15 protein-coding genes and 1 riboswitch are annotated in these 19,762 nt (G+C 61.0%); of the genes, 10 read left to right on the plus strand and 5 right to left on the minus strand.

Annotated features, from left to right (window positions below; all coding sequences use genetic code 11):
• The first annotated feature begins 19 nt into the window (after window positions 1–19).
• The gene (locus tag HYX42_RS16200; RefSeq protein ID WP_293404867.1) at window positions 20–1,030 is read left to right on the plus strand and encodes an ABC transporter substrate-binding protein; all 1,011 of its coding nucleotides are present in this window, start codon (window positions 20–22) and stop codon (window positions 1,028–1,030) included.
• A 242-nt stretch (window positions 1,031–1,272) separates the two neighbouring features.
• Here HYX42_RS16200 and HYX42_RS16205 read toward each other — a convergent pair whose 3' ends face one another.
• The 3 genes from HYX42_RS16205 to HYX42_RS16215 all read right to left on the minus strand — a co-directional run bounded on the left by HYX42_RS16205 (window position 1,273) and on the right by HYX42_RS16215 (window position 5,410).
• Window positions 1,273–3,039: a 7TM diverse intracellular signaling domain-containing protein gene (locus tag HYX42_RS16205; RefSeq protein ID WP_293404869.1), complete on the minus strand. Its 1,767-nt coding sequence runs from the start codon at window positions 3,037–3,039 to the stop codon at window positions 1,273–1,275.
• Window positions 3,040–3,128: 89 nt separating this feature from the next.
• Window positions 3,129–5,009, minus strand: coding sequence for a DNA helicase RecQ (gene recQ, locus HYX42_RS16210; protein ID WP_293404871.1), 1,881 nt, complete (start codon window positions 5,007–5,009; stop codon window positions 3,129–3,131).
• A gap of 8 nt (window positions 5,010–5,017) precedes the next feature.
• Complete coding sequence (locus HYX42_RS16215; RefSeq protein WP_293404873.1) at window positions 5,018–5,410, minus strand: rhodanese-like domain-containing protein; 393 nt, start codon at window positions 5,408–5,410, stop codon at window positions 5,018–5,020.
• A 70-nt stretch (window positions 5,411–5,480) separates the two neighbouring features.
• Here HYX42_RS16215 and HYX42_RS16220 point away from each other — a divergent pair, with 70 nt between their 5' ends.
• Window positions 5,481–6,527 (plus strand): homocysteine S-methyltransferase family protein, encoded by a 1,047-nt coding sequence (locus HYX42_RS16220; RefSeq protein ID WP_293404875.1) that lies wholly within the window; start codon window positions 5,481–5,483, stop codon window positions 6,525–6,527.
• A 131-nt stretch (window positions 6,528–6,658) separates the two neighbouring features.
• Here HYX42_RS16220 and HYX42_RS16225 read toward each other — a convergent pair whose 3' ends face one another.
• Window positions 6,659–7,267, minus strand: coding sequence for a Crp/Fnr family transcriptional regulator (locus tag HYX42_RS16225; protein WP_293404877.1), 609 nt, complete (start codon window positions 7,265–7,267; stop codon window positions 6,659–6,661).
• A 73-nt stretch (window positions 7,268–7,340) separates the two neighbouring features.
• Window positions 7,341–7,436, plus strand: a riboswitch (S-adenosyl-L-homocysteine riboswitch).
• A 25-nt stretch (window positions 7,437–7,461) separates the two neighbouring features.
• On the opposite strand from HYX42_RS16225, the gene metH reads away from it, so the two are divergent.
• The 3 genes from metH to HYX42_RS16240 all read left to right on the plus strand — a co-directional run bounded on the left by metH (window position 7,462) and on the right by HYX42_RS16240 (window position 12,847).
• Window positions 7,462–10,221, plus strand: a complete 2,760-nt coding sequence (metH, locus tag HYX42_RS16230) for a methionine synthase (RefSeq protein ID WP_293404879.1) — start codon at window positions 7,462–7,464, stop codon at window positions 10,219–10,221.
• 334 nt (window positions 10,222–10,555) lie between these two features.
• On the plus strand, window positions 10,556–11,365 hold the full coding sequence (locus HYX42_RS16235; RefSeq protein WP_293404881.1) for a glycine zipper 2TM domain-containing protein: 810 nt from the start codon (window positions 10,556–10,558) through the stop codon (window positions 11,363–11,365).
• A 180-nt stretch (window positions 11,366–11,545) separates the two neighbouring features.
• Window positions 11,546–12,847: a hypothetical protein gene (locus HYX42_RS16240; RefSeq protein ID WP_293404883.1), complete on the plus strand. Its 1,302-nt coding sequence runs from the start codon at window positions 11,546–11,548 to the stop codon at window positions 12,845–12,847.
• Between the two features lie 15 nt (window positions 12,848–12,862).
• Here HYX42_RS16240 and HYX42_RS16245 read toward each other — a convergent pair whose 3' ends face one another.
• Window positions 12,863–14,407: a YifB family Mg chelatase-like AAA ATPase gene (locus HYX42_RS16245; protein WP_293404885.1), complete on the minus strand. Its 1,545-nt coding sequence runs from the start codon at window positions 14,405–14,407 to the stop codon at window positions 12,863–12,865.
• A 224-nt stretch (window positions 14,408–14,631) separates the two neighbouring features.
• Between HYX42_RS16245 and HYX42_RS16250 the strand changes: the two genes are divergently transcribed.
• From HYX42_RS16250 to glcE, 5 genes are all read left to right on the plus strand, one after another.
• Window positions 14,632–15,444 (plus strand): TorF family putative porin, encoded by an 813-nt coding sequence (locus tag HYX42_RS16250; protein ID WP_293404887.1) that lies wholly within the window; start codon window positions 14,632–14,634, stop codon window positions 15,442–15,444.
• A gap of 67 nt (window positions 15,445–15,511) precedes the next feature.
• The gene (gene glnK / locus HYX42_RS16255) at window positions 15,512–15,850 is read left to right on the plus strand and encodes a P-II family nitrogen regulator (RefSeq protein ID WP_007873831.1); all 339 of its coding nucleotides are present in this window, start codon (window positions 15,512–15,514) and stop codon (window positions 15,848–15,850) included.
• 39 nt (window positions 15,851–15,889) lie between these two features.
• Complete coding sequence (gene amt / locus HYX42_RS16260) at window positions 15,890–17,452, plus strand: ammonium transporter (RefSeq protein WP_293404894.1); 1,563 nt, start codon at window positions 15,890–15,892, stop codon at window positions 17,450–17,452.
• 169 nt (window positions 17,453–17,621) lie between these two features.
• Complete coding sequence (locus HYX42_RS16265; RefSeq protein WP_293404896.1) at window positions 17,622–18,560, plus strand: SMP-30/gluconolactonase/LRE family protein; 939 nt, start codon at window positions 17,622–17,624, stop codon at window positions 18,558–18,560.
• A gap of 91 nt (window positions 18,561–18,651) precedes the next feature.
• Window positions 18,652–19,761, plus strand: coding sequence for a glycolate oxidase subunit GlcE (gene glcE, locus HYX42_RS16270; RefSeq protein ID WP_293404898.1), 1,110 nt, complete (start codon window positions 18,652–18,654; stop codon window positions 19,759–19,761).
• Window position 19,762 lies beyond the last annotated feature (1 nt).

Here is a 19,762-nt window from a genome sequence, read left to right on the forward strand (position 1 = left end):
AGACAGACAGAACCCGAACATGAGCACCGCTAAAACAAATTTCCCCTCCCCTATGGTTTCAACCCGGCGCCGCCTGCTGGGTTCCGCTGCGGCAGCCGCCGCAACGCTGGCCCTGCCGGGCATTCTTCTCGCACAGACGCCTGCGCCAGCGGGCAATGTGCTGCGCCTGGGGTTTATCGGCCCCGGCAAAAAACCGTCGTCGGCCACCGGCTGGGCCCTGCAGCAGGGCAATTTGCAGCGTGAGCTTGCGCCGCTGGGTTTTACTGGCGTAGTGACGCGTGTCTTCCCGAATGGGCCTGACCTTAATGAAGCCTTTGTCGCCGGTCATCTGGATGTTGGCATTTACGGAGACACGCCCGCCGTGGTGGCGCGCGCCCAGGGTTTTGAGGGCGGCCTGCTGGGTTTTGACAACATCGGCCTGAATGCCTGGCTGCTCACGCCGCGTGACGGCGTCAAGTCAGTCAGGGAGCTGGAAGGCAAAACCATTGGCGTGGCGCTGGGCTCCTACATGCACCGCTACGTGCTGGGCTTGCTGAAAGAAAATGGGCTGCAGAAAAAGGTCAAGGTCGTGCACATGCTCCCGCGCGACGGCGAACCCGCGCTTGAGAAAGGCGCTGTGGCCGCCTTTGCCGCCCCCATCAACACGGGGCCAACCCTGGCGGCCCGCGGCTATCCGGTGATTGACGAAGCCGCAAAACACCCAACCCTGCGCGGCACCCAGGTCATCATCACTTCGCCAAAGCTGGTGGCCACTTCGCCCGGACTGCCCGCCGCCTGGGCGCGTGCCCGCACCCGTGCGCTTCAGGAGGTCCGCAAGGACACCGAGGCCTATTACGCCTTTCATGCGGAAGCCAGCGGCTTCCCGGTAGCGGCGGTGAAGGCGTCGTTCCCGATCTCGCAGTTCCCCGACACCGCCTATCCGGCGGAAGGTGTGGCGCTGATCGAGGAGGTCAAACGCTTTCTGCTGGCTGAAAACCTGATCCGCAAGGACTTCAAGGTGGCCGACTGGACTGTGGCGGGCGCTGCCTGAGTGAGTTCTGCTCGCCCTGGAACTGAAAGTTGCTATCAATTTAGTAACTGCTCACGCACGTATTTATTGGCCTGCAGCCGTTTTAATGCCCTAAAACAGGCTTTTTTTGGCCTTTTGGGCACCTCAAAACCGGTTTAAACCGCCTGAGACGGCCAAATGTTAATACCCATATTAACTTTTGACCAAATTGTTAATATGGAAGTTAACATTCGGGTCCAAACACCCGCCACAGGCCGGGAAGCCTAAAAACGAACCTGGCGTATCGCCTTGCCCGAGCCGTCATCCATGGTCTTGACGGTTTGCAGCATGTCCGCCAGCCGGTTTTCGGCCTTGCCGCCCGCCGCGGATGTACCCCGCCCCATGTGGCCGACCGCAATATGAAACATCAGCGGTTCGGCATCCGGCAACTGGCGTGAGGGCCGGAGTCCGCTGGCCAGGATCTTTGTGGCAACGTCGTTGGCCGAGTCGGGGTCAACCGGGCCCTCCATCAGCAATGCGAACTGGGCGTCGCCCACGCGGGCCAGCGTATCCGTGGCGTGCGCGATGCCCTGTATGCATGAGGCCGCCATGACCATGGCGCGGTCGGCGGTTTCCCGGCCGTGCTGTTTCTGCAACCCGGCCAGGTTGGCGAGGTTGATCACCAGCAGCGCAAACGGCAGCTGGTAACGCTCCCCCGTAGCCAGCGACTTGCGCAACTTGGCTGTCAGCACCTTCGCACCATAAAGGCCCGTCAACGGGTCGGTGTTGCGCAGCGCCGTGGTGCGCGCGCTGAGGTTGCGGCTCTGGGAAACACGCCGCCAGAGCCCGTAGAACAGGATGGGCGACCCCACCATCGCAGCCAGGATACGGCTGCCATCGGCCCAGAAGCCGGAAGAAATTGCGCCCAGGTTTCTGGCCAGAAGGATGAGCGCCGTCAGCAGAAGCGGCGAAAAACCCAGCGCCACCCAGCGTGTGTCGCGGTCACGTTCGTAAAGGCCTATGCCTATGCCAACCAGAAGTGCCGCCACCGCGGCGCCGACGGCAATGTTGAGCAGGATAAAACTGGCGTGGGTTGAATAAACGAGATCTGCGACGCCCGCCAGCGGCATGGCGTATATCAGGCCCAGCATGACAAGGTCAAAGTACCGGGAGTAACGCATCGGCGTGCAGACCGCGCGTGCAAACCACAGGGAGATCGATGCGCTGCACAGATTGAACATCACTGCGCCTGCATCGTTGAGCTGGGGTGACTGTGGCCAGGCGTACAGGCCGGCAAGCCCGCTGGAGACCGCCTGCGCACAGGCAAACAGCAGCATTTGCAGCGCCAGCAGTCCGAATGCCAGATCGCGGTAACTTGCCGCGTTAAAGGCGGCAAGCGCCACCATCACCGCGACAAAGCCGAAATAAATGCCCAGCAACATCTGCTCGTTCTGGCGGCTTTCAATGTATTCGGCGTCGCTCAGGATCTGCGGCGGCACCGAGTAGGGCATGCGCAGCTGCCTGACCTGTATGTAATAACGCACGGTCTGCCGGGTGTCGGCGGCGAGCTCGAAGACGGGGTAGCGTCCGCGCTGCGACCAGACGCTGCGCGGCAGATGATCGCCCGCCTGCTGCACCACCCACTGGCCGGACAGGTTGCGGTAATACAGCGTCGCCTCGTCCAGCGTTGGCATGGGAATCGCCAGCCGCCAGCGCGCAGCAGGGCTGGCAATGCTGGCATCAAAGCGCATCCAGAGGGAACTGCCGCCCAGAACCAAAGGCAGCCTTTTGTCCAGCGGCTTGAATACGCCTGCATCCTGGAGCTCGATCTGGTCGATGGTGAAGCTGTTGCTGCCGTCAACCAGGAATTCAAGCGGTGGATCAATGCGGACAGCCTGGCTCTCGGCGTCCAGTGCGACGGACTTCAGTTGCGCTGCGGCAGGCTGCGCGATAAGCAGGGTCGCCAGCGCGATCAGGCACCACAGGCCCCGACAGGCGTCAGCCAGCCTCGACGAGCGGGTGTCTGACCGGTGTTTGGGGTGATGATGCATTTTTTGATTTTGCAGCAAGCCAGCCATTTGAACCACCCTGTTCCCGGACTATCAGGGTTAACAGTCGCAGGCCGGCGGGCTGCCGGACATCAGGCGGCCGCGCATACACGCAGAACTTCTGCGCCATAAGCTTCCAGCTTTTTGACGCCCATGCCGGCAATGCCTTCAAGTTCGTCCATGCTGGTGGGCGCGCGCTCGGCCAGCGCCCGCAGCGTCGAGTCGTGAAAAATCACAAACGCCGGCAGGTTGTGTTCGCGCGCCACTTCGGCGCGCCAGGCCTTGAGCCGGCCCAACCGCTCCAGCGCACCAGCGTTGAGGGCGGCCTCGGCCATGCCCTTGACCGATGTTTTGGTCGCTTTTTTCCCTCGGCTGGTTTTTTCCGCGGCCAGCTGTTCGCGCAACATGACAGCGGTCTCGCCCTTGAGCACCTGCCGCGCATCCGGCATCAGCTGCAGGGTGTTGAAAGCGTCGACATCTACACGCACCATGTTTTTGGCAATCAGCTGGCGCAACACGGCGCGCCACTGCGCTTCGCCGAGGTCTGCGCCTATGCCAAAGGTGCTGAGCTTGTCGTGCTGGTACTGCACGACCTTTTCAGTCGGCTTGCCGCGCAGGATGTCCATCAGGTGGCCGGCGCCGAAGTTGATGCCGCTGGCCTGCTGCACGCGGTAGATGCAGCTCAACATCTTGCGGGCGGGCTCGGTGGCGTCCCAGACCGCAGGCGGGTTGAGACAGTTATCGCAGTTACCGCAAGGCTGGCTGTCTTCACCAAAATAATGCAGCAGGCTGACGCGCCGGCAGCGTGTGTCTTCGGCCAGGCTGAGCAGTGCATCGAGCTTGCCGCGCATCACCACCTTGAACTCTTCGCTGGCCGCCTCGCTGGTGTCTATCATGCGGCGCTGGTTGACGACATCCTGCAGGCCATAGGTCATCCAGGCGTCAGAAGGCAGGCCATCGCGGCCGGCGCGACCTGTTTCCTGGTAATAGCCTTCGATGTTTTTGGGCATGTCCAGGTGGGCGACAAAACGCACGTCGGGTTTGTCTATGCCCATGCCGAAGGCGATCGTCGCCACCATCACCATGCCGTCTTCGCGCAAAAAGCGGTCCTGCCGCTGCTGGCGCAGGGCGCTGTCCAGGCCTGCGTGATAGGCCATGGCCTTGATGCCTGCGTCCTGCAGGGTGTCGGCGATTTCTTCAACCCGCTTGCGCGACTGGCAATAGACAATCCCGGCCTCACCCGCATGTTCGCTTTCAATGAAGCGCAGCAGCTGTCTGGTGCCGTCGGTCTTCTCGACGATGGTGTAGCGGATGTTCGGCCTGTCAAAGCTGCTGACAAAATGCCGGGCGTCTTCGAGCTTGAGGCGCTCGACCATGTCCTGGCGGGTCAGTGCATCTGCAGTGGCGGTGAGCGCCATGCGCGGCACATCGGGAAAGATTTCATGCAGCAGGCTGAGTGAGCGGTATTCAGGGCGGAAATCATGGCCCCACTGGCTCACGCAATGTGCTTCATCAATCGCAAACAGGCTGAGCTTGCCGCGTTCATGCAGCGAACGCAGCAGGTCTTTCATGCGCGGCGTGTTCAGGCGCTCCGGCGCGGCATAGACCAGTGTCAGTTCGCCGCGCAGCATCTGCTTTTCAAGCGCACTGCTTTCCTCGAAACCCTGCGTCGAATTGAGGAACGCCGCCGACACGCCGGCCTCGTGCAGGGCGCCGACCTGGTCGTGCATGAGCGCAATCAGCGGCGAGATCACGATGGTCACGCCATGACCGGCGTTCTGGCGCGCAATCGCGGGTATCTGGTAGCACAGCGATTTGCCGCCGCCGGTCGGCATCAGCACCAGCGCGTCGCCGCCTGCAATCACATGGTCGACGATGGCCCGCTGCGGCCCGCGAAACTCGCTGTAGCCGAAGACTTCACCGAGGATGTCCAGCGGCGTGGGAATGAGGGTGATGGCGGACTGATCTGACAAGGCGCGGCTTACATCTGTTCCCAGGGCAGGCCGTCGAAGCGCCAGCCCGAGATGGTCGAGCGGCGAAACGCTTCGTCAAGTTCGCCTTCAAAACCATGCACCACGTGCTGTACATCGGTAAACCCGGCGGCTTCCAGCGCCTTGCCCGCATCGCGTGTACGCTGGCCGGAACGGCAGATCAACAGCACCGGCTGGTCCTTGCCGCTGCCTTCGCGCAAGACGGCCTCCGCAAACTTCTGGGCGTCCGGTTGCAGGTCGGGGTATTCATACCAGGGTACGTTGACCACATTGGGTGGCCGGCCAACATACAGCGACTCGATTTCCATGCGTACATCGACAAACAGGCTGTTGGTGTGGGACTGGAGCCAGTCCCAGGCTTCTTTGGGTTGCAGGTTTTTCATGGCTTGGGGAGTAAGCCCGTATTGTCATTGAAACCATTGCGTAAATAACAGACCGCCTAAAATGACGGCCATGAAGCCCATCACCTATACCCGCGGCCAGCAGCTGCCAGCCATTCTCGAGAAACGCATTGCCATTCTTGATGGCGCGATGGGCACCATGATCCAGCGTTTCAAGCTCAACGAAGCACAGTACCGTGGTGAACGTTTCAAAAACTTTCACAAGGACGTGAAGGGCAACAACGAGCTGCTCAGCCTGACCCGGCCCGATGTCATCCAGGACATTCATGAAGGCTACCTGGCCGCCGGCGCCGACATGATAGAAACCAATACCTTCGGCGCGACCACCGTGGCCCAGGCCGATTACGACATGGCCGACCTGGCGATTGAGATGAATCTCGAGTCGGCCCGCATTGCCCGCGCCGCATGCGATAAATTCTCGACGCCCGACAAACCGCGTTTTGTGGTCGGCGCCCTTGGTCCCACGCCCAAGACGGCCAGCATCAGCCCCGACGTGAACGACCCCGGCGCGCGCAACACCAGCTTTGAAGAGTTGCGCAAGGCCTATTACGAACAGACCGAGGCGCTGGTCAAGGGCGGCAGCGACGTGCTGCTGGTCGAGACGATTTTCGACACGCTCAATGCCAAGGCCGCATTGTTCGCCATTGACGAGTATTTCGACAATACCGGCGAGCGCCTGCCGCTCATCATCAGCGGCACCGTGACAGATGCATCAGGCCGAATCCTGAGCGGCCAGACGGTGACGGCCTTCTGGCACAGCGTGCGTCACGCACAACCACTGGCCATTGGCCTCAACTGCGCGCTGGGTGCTGCGCTCATGCGTCCCTACATCCAGGAGCTTTCCCGGGTGGCGGGCGACACCTTCATCAGCTGCTACCCGAACGCCGGTTTGCCCAACCCCATGAGCGATACCGGCTTCGACGAAACGCCGGATGTGACCTCACGCCTGCTGCATGAGTTTGCCGCTGAAGGCCTGGTCAATATCGTGGGTGGCTGCTGCGGCACGACGCCTGACCATATCCAGGCGATTGCGAGTGCTGTGGCACCCGTCGCGCGGCGCCAACTCTCATCCGGCGTTTTCTACCGCGAGGCAGCCTGAATTCAAGTCTGAGCGGCCTCTAACGGAGCAGTGTCTTCGCAAGTAGAGCCGCGGAACCGGCTTTGCCGGGCTGCAGGCGAAGCGGCCCCCTCGGGGGGCAGGAAGCTACGCGAAGCGAGCGACCGTGGGGGCTACGTCGGCATTAAATGGTCGATTTCCTGCTGCATGGCTTGCACGAGCTGGCTGTACATCTTGAGCTTTTCCGCCGTGTCGCGCAGCCGCTCCGCGATCCGCAGCGACACGGCGAACATCAGCTTGGCGGCGGTTTTGGGGTCGTTCTCGCCCATTTTTTCAAGCGCTTCGCGCGACAGAACCGCACAGCGCACGTCGGTGCTGGCGGTGCATGAGGCCAGCCGGGGCTGGCCATCGACCAGGCCCATTTCGCCGATCAGGCTGCCCGGACCGACCACGTTCACGGTAAGGGGGGCGTGTCGGCTCACCACGATGCTCTCCACAGTCACTTCGCCTTCGAGCAGCAGAACCATGTAACCGGTATCGGTCCTGTCGCCTTCGTTGATGAATGTGGTTCCCATGGCGATCCTGCGCGGGATCATGTAGCTCACCACGGTCAGGGCCTCATCGGGCGAAAGCTGCATGAGCGCAGTGGGCGCTATCAGCAGGCTGGCTGCCAGCTCTGCGGTGCTTGAGCCTTCGACGGCCCGCATGCGTTCTTTGGGCCGCATGCGTTCTGGCGCGTCAATCGGTGCGGGCCGGCCTTTGCCAAAAAGCTTGTCGAACATGGTCATTTTTCGATTTTTGGCCTGGGCGTGTGTTCCGGTTGGCGCAAGTGTGCGCAGGCGTTTAAAATGATGGTAACCCAAGGAGCGTTGCAGCGAAACCATGATTTCGTCAGGCTTGGGTTACAGGTTGCGCCAGCCGGTGCCCCTGCAGCAACGACGCTCACCTGAGCGCCCATTAAGCCCCAAGGTGAGTCGTGTCCCAAACTGAAAATTCCAGAATCGTTCCGTCCATGAAACTGTCCGGCCTTGAGCCGGTGCAGATTGGCGATGGCACCTTGTTCGTCAACATCGGCGAGCGGACCAATGTCACGGGTTCCAAGGCCTTCGCGCGCATGATCCTGAACGGCGACTTTGAAGCTGCACTTGCCGTGGCGCGGCAGCAGGTCGAGAACGGCGCCCAGATCATCGACATCAACATGGACGAGGCCATGCTGGACAGCCAGGCGGCCATGGTGAGGTTTTTGAACCTGATCGCCAGCGAACCCGACATCTCGCGCGTGCCCATCATGATCGACAGCTCCAAGTGGAGCGTGATCGAGGCCGGCCTGCGTTGCATACAGGGCAAGGGCATCGTCAATTCCATCTCGATGAAGGAGGGGCTGGACTCTTTCAAGCATCAGGCAAAACTGCTCAAGCGTTATGGCGCGGCTGCCGTCGTCATGGCCTTTGATGAAAAAGGCCAGGCCGACACGTATGAACGCAAGGTCGAGATCTGCGAACGTGCCTACCGCGTGCTGGTTGATGAACTCGACTTCCCGCCTGAAGACATCATCTTCGACCCCAACATCTTTGCCATTGCCACCGGCATCGAAGAGCACAACAACTACGCGGTGGACTTCATCAATGCCACGCGCTGGATCAAGGAGAACCTGCCGGGCGCCAAGGTGTCGGGCGGCGTGTCTAACGTGTCGTTCAGCTTCCGCGGCAATGACCCTGTGCGCGAAGCCATTCACACCGTTTTCCTCTATCACGCCATCAAGGCGGGCATGGACATGGGCATCGTCAATGCCGGCATGGTCGGTGTGTATGACGACCTCGAGCCCACGCTGCGTGAACGCGTTGAAGACGTGGTGCTCAACCGCCAGCCTGTATATAAAGAGGGCGAGCAGGAACTCACACCGAGCGAGCGCCTGATTGAAGTTGCTGAAACTGCGAAGAGCGGCGCGAAAGACGACAGCAAGAAAAACGAGTGGCGCGCGCTGCCGGTGCGCGAGCGCCTATCACATGCCCTGGTACACGGCATGAACGAGTTCATCACTGAAGACACAGAAGAGATGTACCAGGCCATCCTGGCAGACGGTGGGCGGCCATTGCATGTGATCGAAGGCCCGCTGATGGACGGCATGAACATCGTTGGCGACCTGTTTGGCCAGGGCAAGATGTTCCTGCCGCAGGTGGTCAAGAGTGCCCGCGTGATGAAGCAGGCCGTGGCGCACCTGCTGCCCTACATCGAGGCTGAAAAACTGCTGCTCGAAGCCGCAGGCGGTGACGTCAAGACCAAGGGCAAGATCATCATTGCCACGGTCAAGGGCGATGTGCATGACATCGGCAAGAACATCGTCACGGTGGTCTTGCAGTGCAACAACTTCGAGGTCGTCAACATGGGCGTGATGGTGCCCTGCCATGAGATCCTGGCGCGCGCCAAGGTTGAGGGTGCCGACATCGTCGGGCTGTCGGGCCTGATCACACCCAGTCTTGAAGAAATGCAATACGTGGCATCCGAGATGCAGAAGGATGACCATTTCCGCATCCGCAAGATCCCGCTGCTTATCGGTGGAGCGACCACGAGCCGCGTACACACGGCCGTGAAGATCTCGCCGCACTACGAAGGCCCGGTCGTCTATGTACCGGACGCCTCCCGCAGCGTGAGTGTGGCGCAAAGCCTGCTGTCTGACCAGGCGGCAAAGTACATCGATGAACTCAATACCGATTACGACAAGGTGCGCAGCCAGCACGCCAACAAGAAGCAGGTGCCTATTTGGCCGCTGGCAAAGGCACGTGCCAATGCGACGAAGATCGACTGGGCCGGTTATACGCCACCCGTGCCCAAGTTCACCGGCCGCCGCGTCTTCAAGAACTTCGATCTGGCTGAGCTCGCGAAATACATCGACTGGGGGCCATTTTTCCAGACCTGGGATTTGGCCGGGCCTTTCCCTGCCATCCTCAAAGACGAGGTCGTCGGTACAGAAGCCGTGCGTGTGTATGCAGACGCGCAGCGCATGTTGCGCCGCCTGGTCGAAGGACGCTGGCTGACGGCCAATGGTGTCATCGGCCTGTACCCGGCCAACAGCGTGGGCGACGACGTTGAAATCTACACGGATGACTCGCGCACTGAAGTGGCCATGACCTGGTTTGGCCTGCGCCAGCAGGCGGAAAAAACGGCGGTTGAAGGCGTGATGCGGCCCAGCCGCTGCCTTTCAGATTTTGTCGCGCCCAAGGCGTCAGGCGTTGCCGACTACATCGGTTTGTTTGCTGTCACGGCCGGTTTGGGGGCGGAGAAAAAAGAGAAGTATTTCCAGGATGACCATGACGATTACTCGTCCATCATGCTGAAAGCCCTGGCTGACCGGCTGGCCGAAGCCTTCGCCGAAGCCATGCACCAGCGGGTGCGTACAGACCTGTGGGGCTATGCGCAGGGCGAAACGCTCGATGTTGAGGCGATGATCGCCGAAAAATACCGCGGCATACGCCCTGCACCGGGCTATCCGGCCTGCCCCGACCACAGCGTCAAGCGGGACATGTTTGAACTGTTGAAGGCTGATGACATCGGCATGGCCCTGACAGAGAGCCTGGCCATGACGCCCGCAGCCAGTGTCAGCGGCTTTTACCTGAGCCATCCTGACAGCACCTACTTCAATGTTGGCAAGATCGGGGACGACCAGTTGCAGGATCTTGCCGCGCGGCGCGGCGCGCGCGCAGAAGATTTGCAACGCCTGCTGGCACCCAATCTTTAATTCCAATTCCGATTAAAAACAATCACTGCGTTGCTTCGTCTTGCCGTGCTACAGCACTGTCTGCGACTTCGCGCCTTGTTCTCGCTTCTAATGGGAACTGGATAGGGTCGGCTTGGGCGAGCTTTACGGCGGGTTTACCGTAAACGGCCGGTATTTACAAAAAGACACGTGGCGTTTATTGGCCTTGTGTACCTTTTGGCCTGTAAAGCGTTGAGAGATTGCGCAACTCGCCAAAAGAGTGGCCAGCATGGTACAACCGCAAATTATGGGCTGGCGGTTGCCCTGACAGCCCGCCAACAGAGCGCCCAGAAAAGTCATACCGGAGGTCATTGCCATGAACACATACAACACGGATAACCTGCAACCAGGCCAGCAACCCGCTTCTGCGGCGAACAAGCCGCTGTGGGCCGCAGTCGGAATTCTGGGCGTCGCCGTGCTCGCCATGGGCGGCTTCATGATTTACCAGCAGTCGAAACAGTCGCCGCCTGCGGAGAAGGTCGCCCTGGCGGCGCCATCACAGGCAGCGCTGGGTGCGCCGTCCATGGCGGCTTCCGCAACCGCCGCCGATGACATGATCGAGAAACCTGCTGCAGCTGCCAAACCCGCGCCTGTGCCAGTGCCTGCACAAAAGGTGGTCAAGCCAAAACCGGTTCCGAAACCCCAGCCTGCGACAGCAGGTGTCTCGCCCTCGCCTTCCTCGGTGCCTGTGCCGGTCGCGGTTGCGCCAGCACCTGTGTGCGGTTATTGCGGGTCGATTGAATCCGTCACACCGGTGACGCGCTCCACCAAACCGCCGGGAGTGGGTGTTGGTACGGTTGCCGGCGGTGTGCTTGGCGCCGTGCTGGGCAACCAGATAGGCCAGGGCAATGGCCGCACGCTGGGCACCATCATAGGCGCGGTGGGCGGCGGCTTTGCTGGCAACGCCATCGAAGGCCAGATGCGCAAGGAAACTGTCTATCAGGTCAATGTCCGCATGGAAGACGGCTCCCACCGCACCATTGAGGTCGCCCAGCCACCTGCAGTGGGCAGCCGTGTGACGGTCGAAGGCTCGACCATCCGCAGCAATGATGGCGCCGTATATCGCGCTCCGGCGCCGGTGACGCCGAACGTCGTGCAGCCCGCCCCAGTGCAGCAGGGCGGCTGATAGCCGGAATGGCACGCTCGCCAAAAGGCACCGCATGAAAATGCGGTGCCTTTTTTCATGGCCGTCACCTCGGATTCTCCTGAAGGGCGGACGCTATCATTGCCCACCTGAAAGCGCCAATGCGGTCCGGGATTGTGTCCGTGACGCAACTGGCTTCACCTGTCGACGAAAAAAAGCAATATGTTCCGGCTTGTCCTCATTCTCTTTGGCGCTGATGCGCTGATCAAGCGCTGGAAGATTTTCTTTTTTGCCGGTCTGCTGACCATGGCCGCAGCCGCCGTGTTGCTGGTTGACCTGGTGGATGGGGTGGCCAACGTCACGACCTGGGTGCTTGGCCTGTTTCTGCTCATCCAGGGACTGGCAGAGATAGCGGTAGGCGCCAGCCATACCGGTTCGCGCCGCCGGCTTGAAATGCTCCGGGGCGTCGCCATGGTCGTCGTCGCAAGCCTGGTGCTGGATTTTCCGTGGGACAACGCGTTGACTGCTGGTGTGCTTTTCGCCGCTGCATTTTTCTTCAATGGTGTCCTGCGCATTGCCTCCAGCCTGCTGGTCCGGTACCCGCGCTGGCGCCTGTCCAACCTGATTGGCTGGGGCTACCTGCTGATGGCCGTGCTCCTTGTCACCGAGTGGCCGCTCAGGCCGGAAATGAATGTTCCCTTTTGTCTGGGCCTGGCTTTGCTGGCAGGCGGCCATGTGCTGGCTCGCGGTGCCTGGCGCCTGCGACGGCTGCCACGCGGCTCAAGGCTGGCAGCCATTGAAATTTACCGCCGCCGCAGGGATTTCGCGGACATCCCTTCGCCTCCTCGCCCCGCTGTGGCAAATGCGGACAATCCGCATGCCATGGTTGTTCACGTCTGGACCGCTACTGGTCTGGCCGATGAGCGCGTACGCATGCCGCTGATCGACAGGTATCTTTTTGCCCTGTCGCGCAAGGGCAGCGTGACCACGGGTCATGTGGCGCTGTCGTGTGGCAATGATCTTTACATCAGCCATCATCCGCGCGTGCGGCTCAACATCACGCAGCAAAACGTGGTTGACCAGGTGCGGGCTACCAGCAGTAACGATCATCCTGGGATGTGGCTGCCTTCCTATGCGCAGGAGGCCAGCGACACCCGGCCCGCGACTGTCAATATCCGCTTCCGTGTGTTTCAGCTCTCGCATCTGCAGGCTTTCTGGGACGATTACCAGCGGGATGACACCTATAACCTGACCAGTCGCAACTGCTCGGTTGCGGTGACGGAGGCGATTGACGCCGCAGTCGAAGGCGTATTTGCCGACAAGCCCTTCTGGCGAACCTTGCTGCGGCTTGCGGTGCATCCGGACATGTGGCTTGCCGGCAGTGTCAGGGTGCGGGCGGAATCCATCGCCTGGACGCCGGGGTTGGCACTGGACTACGCCAGCGCCCTGAGGCGCATCACGCATCCCCGCCATGACCTGAAAATGCATCTGTCGCACTGGTTGAAAGCGCGGCGCCGTCATTGAAGACGCCGCGGTCTGTCAGGTGGCGGCCTTGAGCGAACGCCGGTATTGAACCGCTTCGGCCACGTGAGTCACCTGAACTGTTTCCGCGCCGGCGAGGTCGGCAATGGTTCGTGCGACTTTCAGGCAGCGGTGAATGCTGCGGCCTGACCAGCCCAGCCGGGCTGCCGCCGTGTTGAGGAATTTTGCAGAGGCAGCGTCCAGCCGGCACTGCTCGTCAATCGCCTGGCCTTCAAGCGCCTGGTTGCTGCTGCCTTGCCGCGCGATGGAGCGTTGCCTGGCCTGAACCACACGCTCGCGTATGGCTTGTGTTTTCTCGCCGGGCGCGCTGTTGATGAGTTCATCTGCAGCCAGACTGCCCACTTCGACGTGCAGGTCAATGCGGTCCAGCAAGGGGCCGCTCAACTTGCCCTGGTAGCGCGAGACCTGCTCTGGCGAGCATCGGCAGGTGCGCAGGGTAGAGCCGAGATAACCGCAGGGGCAGGGGTTCATGGCGGCAATCAGCTGGAAGCGTGCAGGGAACTCGGCCCGCTGTGCAGCCCGCGAGATGGTGATGTGGCCTGATTCAAGTGGTTCGCGCAATGCTTCCAGCGCTGCGCGCGGAAACTCCGGCAGTTCATCCAGGAATAAAACGCCCCTGTGCGCCAGTGAGATTTCGCCCGGGCGTGGCGGGGATCCGCCGCCAACGAGCGCCACGGCGCTGGCTGTGTGATGCGGGGCGCACGTGGGCCTGACAGCCCATTGGTCGAGCGAAAAGCGCCCGCCCAGTGACCCGACCGCAGCGCTCTCAAGCGCCTCTTCGGTGGTCATGGCCGGCAGCAGGCCTGCAAAGCGCTGTGCCAGCATGGATTTGCCGGAGCCCGGGGCGCCGACCATCAGCACGCTGTGTCCGCCTGCTGCCGCGATCTCCAGCGCCCGCCGTGCCGCTGCCTGCCCCTTCACGTCTGCCATGTCGGCATAAGGTATGTGGACAGATGGTTCGGCGGCATGGATGCGGCTCCAGCCCTCCTGCTCTTCTGTGGCGGCATCGCCCGGCAAAAACCGTCTCACAACGTCCAGCAGATGCAGTGCGCCGTAAATTTCGGCGCCCGGTACCAGGGCGGCTTCCTGGGCGCTGCCCGCCGGGAGTACCAGTCTCGGCATGCTGCTCGTGTGGCCGCCAGCATTGCGGTTGATGGCCAGGCTCATGGCCAGCGCGCCGCGTACAGGACGCAGTTCGCCACCCAGCGACAGCTCGCCGGCAAATTCATAGCCCTGCATCTTCAGGGGGTCGAGCTGCCCGCTGGCGGCAAGAATACCCAGCGCGATCGGAAGATCAAAGCGGCCGGAGTCCTTGGGCAAGTCCGCAGGAGCCAGATTGACGGTGATTCTTTTGTTGGACGGAAACTCCAGCCCGGTATTCTGAATTGCAGAGCGCACCCGCTCGCGGGCTTCCTTGACCTCTGTTTCTGCAAGCCCCACAAGCGTGAAGCTGGGCAGCCCGTTTGCCAGATGAACCTCTACAAAAACCGGGCGCGCCTCCATTCCCAGCAGTGCACGACTGTGCACTAAAGACAAGCTCATCCGAAAATCCCCCCATGAAATGCATCAATGTTGTGCATATTTGCGACCAACTTGGTGCATCTTTATTTTTAGTGGTATTTACCCCACGCAAGCTATAACGCGTCAGTCCTTGCGTCGGTAGACTTCGCCTGTTCATGCAAGGAATTTGCTTTGGCACGGTCCGTGCTAGACGGTACTCGCTTGAATAGCCTCGTTAACTTAAACAACTCTCTCCGGAGCATTCCATGAAACTTATCCCCATCCAGATCGCTCTCGCGGCCGCTGTGGCCCTGTCAGGCGCTGCATCCGCGCAAACCGCAGCTGCACCGGCTGCACCTGCATCCCCATGGTCTTTCAACATTGCCCTGACCTCGAACTACAAGTTCCGCGGCCAAGACCAGGATACTTCGCGCACCCGCAGCTTTAAGCCTGCCCTGCAAGGCGGCATTGACTACGCATTTGCCAACGGGTTTTACCTCGGCAACTGGAACTCCACGGTCAGTTTCTTGGATCCTGATCCTGCAAACACCACCGGCAAGCGCGCCAACCTGGAAATGGACTTCTACGGCGGCTACAAGTGGGCCATCGGCGACTGGGGCTTTGACATTGGCCTGTTGCAGTACTACTACCCCAATGCCACCAAGGCCAACACGACGGAAGCCTACATCGGCACCAGCTACGGCCCAGTCTCTGCCAAATACTCCAACACCCTTTCCAAGGGTTACTTCGGCACCGGCATCGGCACCGTCGCCGCTCCTACCAGCGATGGCCGCGGCACCCAGTACCTGCAGTTCGCTTTCGCCAAGGAGTTCATGCCCAACTGGACTTTCAAGGCTTCCGTTGGCCAGACCACCTTCAAGAGCGCAGTCAAGGCAGCGGGCATCCCCAACTTCACCGACTACAGCCTCGGTGTGTCGTATGACTTCGGCAACTCCCTGTCGCTGGCTGGTTACGTCCAGGGTGCAAGCCAGAAGAACTCCTACAACTACACCGTTGGTGGCGTGACCAAGTCGCTCAATCGCGACACCTTCATCCTGACCCTGACCAAAGCGTTCTAAAGCCACAAAGGCGGCAGCCCGGTGGGCTTGCCGCCTTTTTATAAATCATCCTGGAGGAAATCTGAACATGAAACTCGTTACGGCCATCATCAAACCGTTCAAGCTGGACGAAGTGCGCGAAGCACTTTCCGGTATTGGCGTCCAAGGCATTACGGTCACTGAGGTCAAGGGTTTTGGCCGCCAAAAAGGGCACACCGAGCTGTACCGTGGCGCTGAATATGTTGTTGATTTCCTGCCCAAGGTCAAGATTGAAGCTGCCGTGTCTGACGACCTCGTCGATCGTGTGATCGAAGCCGTCGAAGGCGCTGCACGCACCGGAAAAATTGGTGATGGCAAGGTTTTTGTCTACAACCTTGAGCAAGTAGTGCGTATCCGGACCGGCGAAACCGGCAAGGAAGCGCTGTAAGGCCTCACCCATCTACAAGCCAAAAAAGAGAACACTGACATGAAAAAACTACTTGCTTCCCTGGTACTGGGATTGAGTTTGCTGGCCTCGGGCGCCGCCGTGCTTGCGCAGGCACCTGCTGCTTCCGCCGCTTCCGCCGCTTCCGCTGCTCCTGCAGCTGAAGCCAAACCGGCCGCCTCTGCAGCTGCTCCCGCTGCTTCTGCCGCACCAGCCTCCGCAGCTGCTGCACCAGCGCCTGCTGCCGCCGCTTCTGCTCCTCCTGCACCCGTTCCCAACAAGGGCGACACCACCTGGATGATGGTGTCCACCCTCCTCGTGATCCTGATGACCGTCCCTGGCCTGGCCCTGTTCTACGGCGGTCTGGTCCGCAGCAAGAACATGCTGTCCGTCCTGATGCAGGTCATGGTGACCTTCTCCATGATTGTCGTCCTCTGGGTGCTCTACGGCTACAGCCTGGCATTCACGGAAGGCAATGCCTTCTTCGGCGGCTTTGACAGGCTCTTCATGAAGGGTATCTGGGACAACGCTGCCGGCACATTTGCGAGTGCGGCAACCTTCAGCAAGGGCGTCGTGATTCCCGAGATCGTCTTTGCTGCATTCCAGGCTACCTTCGCCGGTATCACCTGCTGCCTGATCGTCGGTGCTTTCGCAGAACGTATCAAGTTCTCCGCAGTACTGCTGTTCATGGCCCTGTGGTTCACCTTCAGCTACGCTCCTGTTGCCCATATGGTCTGGTTCTGGATGGGTCCTGATGCCTACACCGGCAAGGAAGTCGTCGATGCAATGAACGCCAAGGCCGGTTACATCTGGCAGATGGGCGCCCTTGACTTCGCCGGCGGTACTGTCGTGCACATCAACGCCGCTGTTGCCGGCCTGGTCGGTGCCTACATGGTTGGCAAGCGTATTGGCTACGGCAAGGAAGCCATGGCTCCTCACAGCCTGACGCTGACCATGGTCGGTGCTTCCCTTCTGTGGGTGGGCTGGTTCGGTTTCAATGCCGGCTCCGCACTCGAAGCCAACGGTTTCGCAGCTCTCGCCTTCATCAATACCCTGGTTGCAACCGCAGCTGCTGTGCTGGCATGGTCTGTTGGTGAAGCGCTGATGCGCGGCAAGGCTTCCATGCTCGGCGCCGCATCCGGTGCAGTGGCAGGCCTCGTGGCCATCACGCCAGCAGCCGGCAACGTCGGCATCGGTGGCGGCCTGGTTATCGGCCTGGTTGCCGGCTTCGCATGCCTCTGGGGTGTGAACGGCCTGAAGAAACTGCTGGGTGCTGACGACTCGCTCGACGTGTTCGGCGTGCACGGTATCGGCGGTATCCTCGGCGCCCTGCTGACCGGCGTGTTCAATTCGCCAAGCCTGGGTGGCCCTGGCTACACCGCTGACTGGGTGACAGCCACCATGGTTACTGCTGCCGATTTCTCCGTGGTGTCGCAACTGTGGATCCAGGCCAAGGCTGTGCTGATCACCATCGTCTGGTCCGGTGTCGTGTCCTTCATCGCTTACAAGGTTGTTGACCTGACCATCGGTCTGCGTGTCAGCGAAGAAGATGAACGCGAAGGCCTGGACATCACGTCCCACGGCGAAACTGCCTACAACCGCTAAGAATTAACCGGACTGCCCTGAATTCGAAAGCTTTCAGGGCGCTCTGTTAATAGCTAGAGAGTCTCCTTTGGATGTTCAGCCTGCCGGTGCAAACTGGCAGGCTGTTTTTTTTGCCTGTACAGTTTGTGATCACACCCGACCAAGCTGACCAAAGCTGAACAAGGCATCCATGACCTGGCAAACTGTCGTCACACAACCCTCTGCCCTGGGCGAATCACCCTTCTGGCACCCTGACGAGCAGATGCTTTACTGGGTGGATATTCCCGGCAGGCAGGTTCACCGCCTCAATGTCTTCATGGGCAGCATTGAAAGCTGGGCCATGCCGTCGGAGCCCGGCAGCATCGCACCCGTGAAAGACGCTGCAGGCGGAAGCGACGGCCTGGTGATCGCCTTGCGCGACGGCATTTACCGCGCGAGGCACTGGGGCGCTGAGCTGCAGTTGATCGCGCCTGCCCTGCATGACCCGGCCAGCAGCCGCTTCAATGACGGTAAAGCCGACCCGGCGGGCCGCTTCTGGGTTGGCACGATTTACGAGCCGCGTAACGCGGCAAAGGCGCAACTTTATTCACTCGATGCCCGGACTCCAATGCCCGGCCAGATGTATGGATTGCGAGTCATGGCCGGTGGCGCCACAACCGCCAACGGACTGGCCTGGTCACCCGATGCCAAAACCATTTACTGGTCAGATACGCCCTCACACACCATACGCGCCTGGGACTGGGACATCGATGCCAACACCATGGGCGGCGAGCGCATCTTCAAGCGCTGGCCGGCCAAACCGGCAGGCTGGCAGAGCGGCATGCCCGGCTACGATGGCCGCCCTGATGGTGCGGCGGTTGATGTGCAGGGCAACTATTACGTGGCCATGTTTGAAGGCGCGCGTGTGCTCAAGCTCTCGCCGCAGGGTGAGGTGCTCACAGACATACCTGTGCCCACGCAGTGTCCGACCATGCCCTGTTTTGGCGGCGCCGACCTGCATACGCTCTACCTCACCAGCGCGCGCCAGAACCGACCTGATGCCGAGTTGCAAACCTACCCCGACTCGGGCTGCGTGTTCTCCATGCAGGTCGATGTGCCGGGGATGCCGGTCAATTTTTTCATCGATTGAGCAGTTGCATCCGGCGCGCCAAAAAAACCGAACAGCCCGCGTTCAAAAAATTCAAACTCTGCGACCTGCACCCCGCGTAACATCAAGGCCCATGGATTTCCACGCTAACGCCATTGCTTCCCTTGCCGACCGCGTGCGCAGCGCCGCTGCAGTCGCAACGCCACTGCGCATCAGAGGCGGGGGCAGCAAGGATTTTTACGGCCAGGCGTTGACAGGCGAGGTTCTTGAAACAACGACGCTTGCAGGTGTGACCAGCTATGAGCCCAGTGAGCTGGTCGTCACTGCAGGCGCCGGCACACCGCTGGCGGAGCTCGAAGCCTTGCTGGCCGGGCATGGCCAGTGTCTGCCTTTCGAGCCGCCGCACTTTGCCGGCAAGGCAACGGTTGGCGGCATGGTGGCCAGCGGCTTCAGCGGTCCGGCGCGTGCCAGTGCGGGGGCGGTGCGCGATTATGTTTTGGGCCTGCAGCTCATCAACGGCAGGGGTGAACACCTTACCTTTGGCGGCCAGGTCATGAAAAACGTCGCCGGTTACGACGTTTCACGCCTCATGGCCGGGGCCATGGGTACGCTGGGGCTGATCACCGAAGTCAGCCTCAAGGTGTTGCCGGTGGCCCCTGCCGAAGCGACCTTGCGCTTTGAATGCAGCCAGGCCGAAGCCCTGCAACGCCTCAACGCATGGGGCGGTCAGCCGCTGCCGCTCAATGCCAGCTGCTGGCTTGAGGAGAACGACACCGGCACGCTTTACCTGCGCCTGCGCGGCGCCATCGCAGCGGTTGAAGCGGCCTGCAAAACGCTGGCTGCCTACGGTGGTGAAAGAAAAGAAAACGTGGCGTCGGACTGGGATGCCTGCCGTGACCAGCGATTGCCGTGGTTTGTCGAACGCTCTGATACGCATGATCTTTGGCGACTGTCGGTGCCGCAAACCGCGCCCGTGCTCAACCTGCCTGAGTCCCCCCTCATTGAATGGCATGGTGCGCTGCGCTGGGTACGGGCCTCTGCAGAACATGCACAAAGCCTGCGCGATGCAGCAGCGGCTGCAGGTGGCCACGCCACGCTGTTCCGCTCTGCCGCCCATGGCGGCAGCAAGCTGGCACGGCTTGATGCGCTCAAGCCGCCGCTTGATCGTATTCACCACCGGCTCATGCATGAGTTTGACCCGGCCGGCATCTTCAACCCCGGCCGCATGTATTGCGGGCTGTAAC

The organism is Polaromonas sp. (assembly GCF_016185115.1).
In the GTDB taxonomy this organism is placed as follows: Bacteria; Pseudomonadota; Gammaproteobacteria; order Burkholderiales; family Burkholderiaceae_C; genus Polaromonas.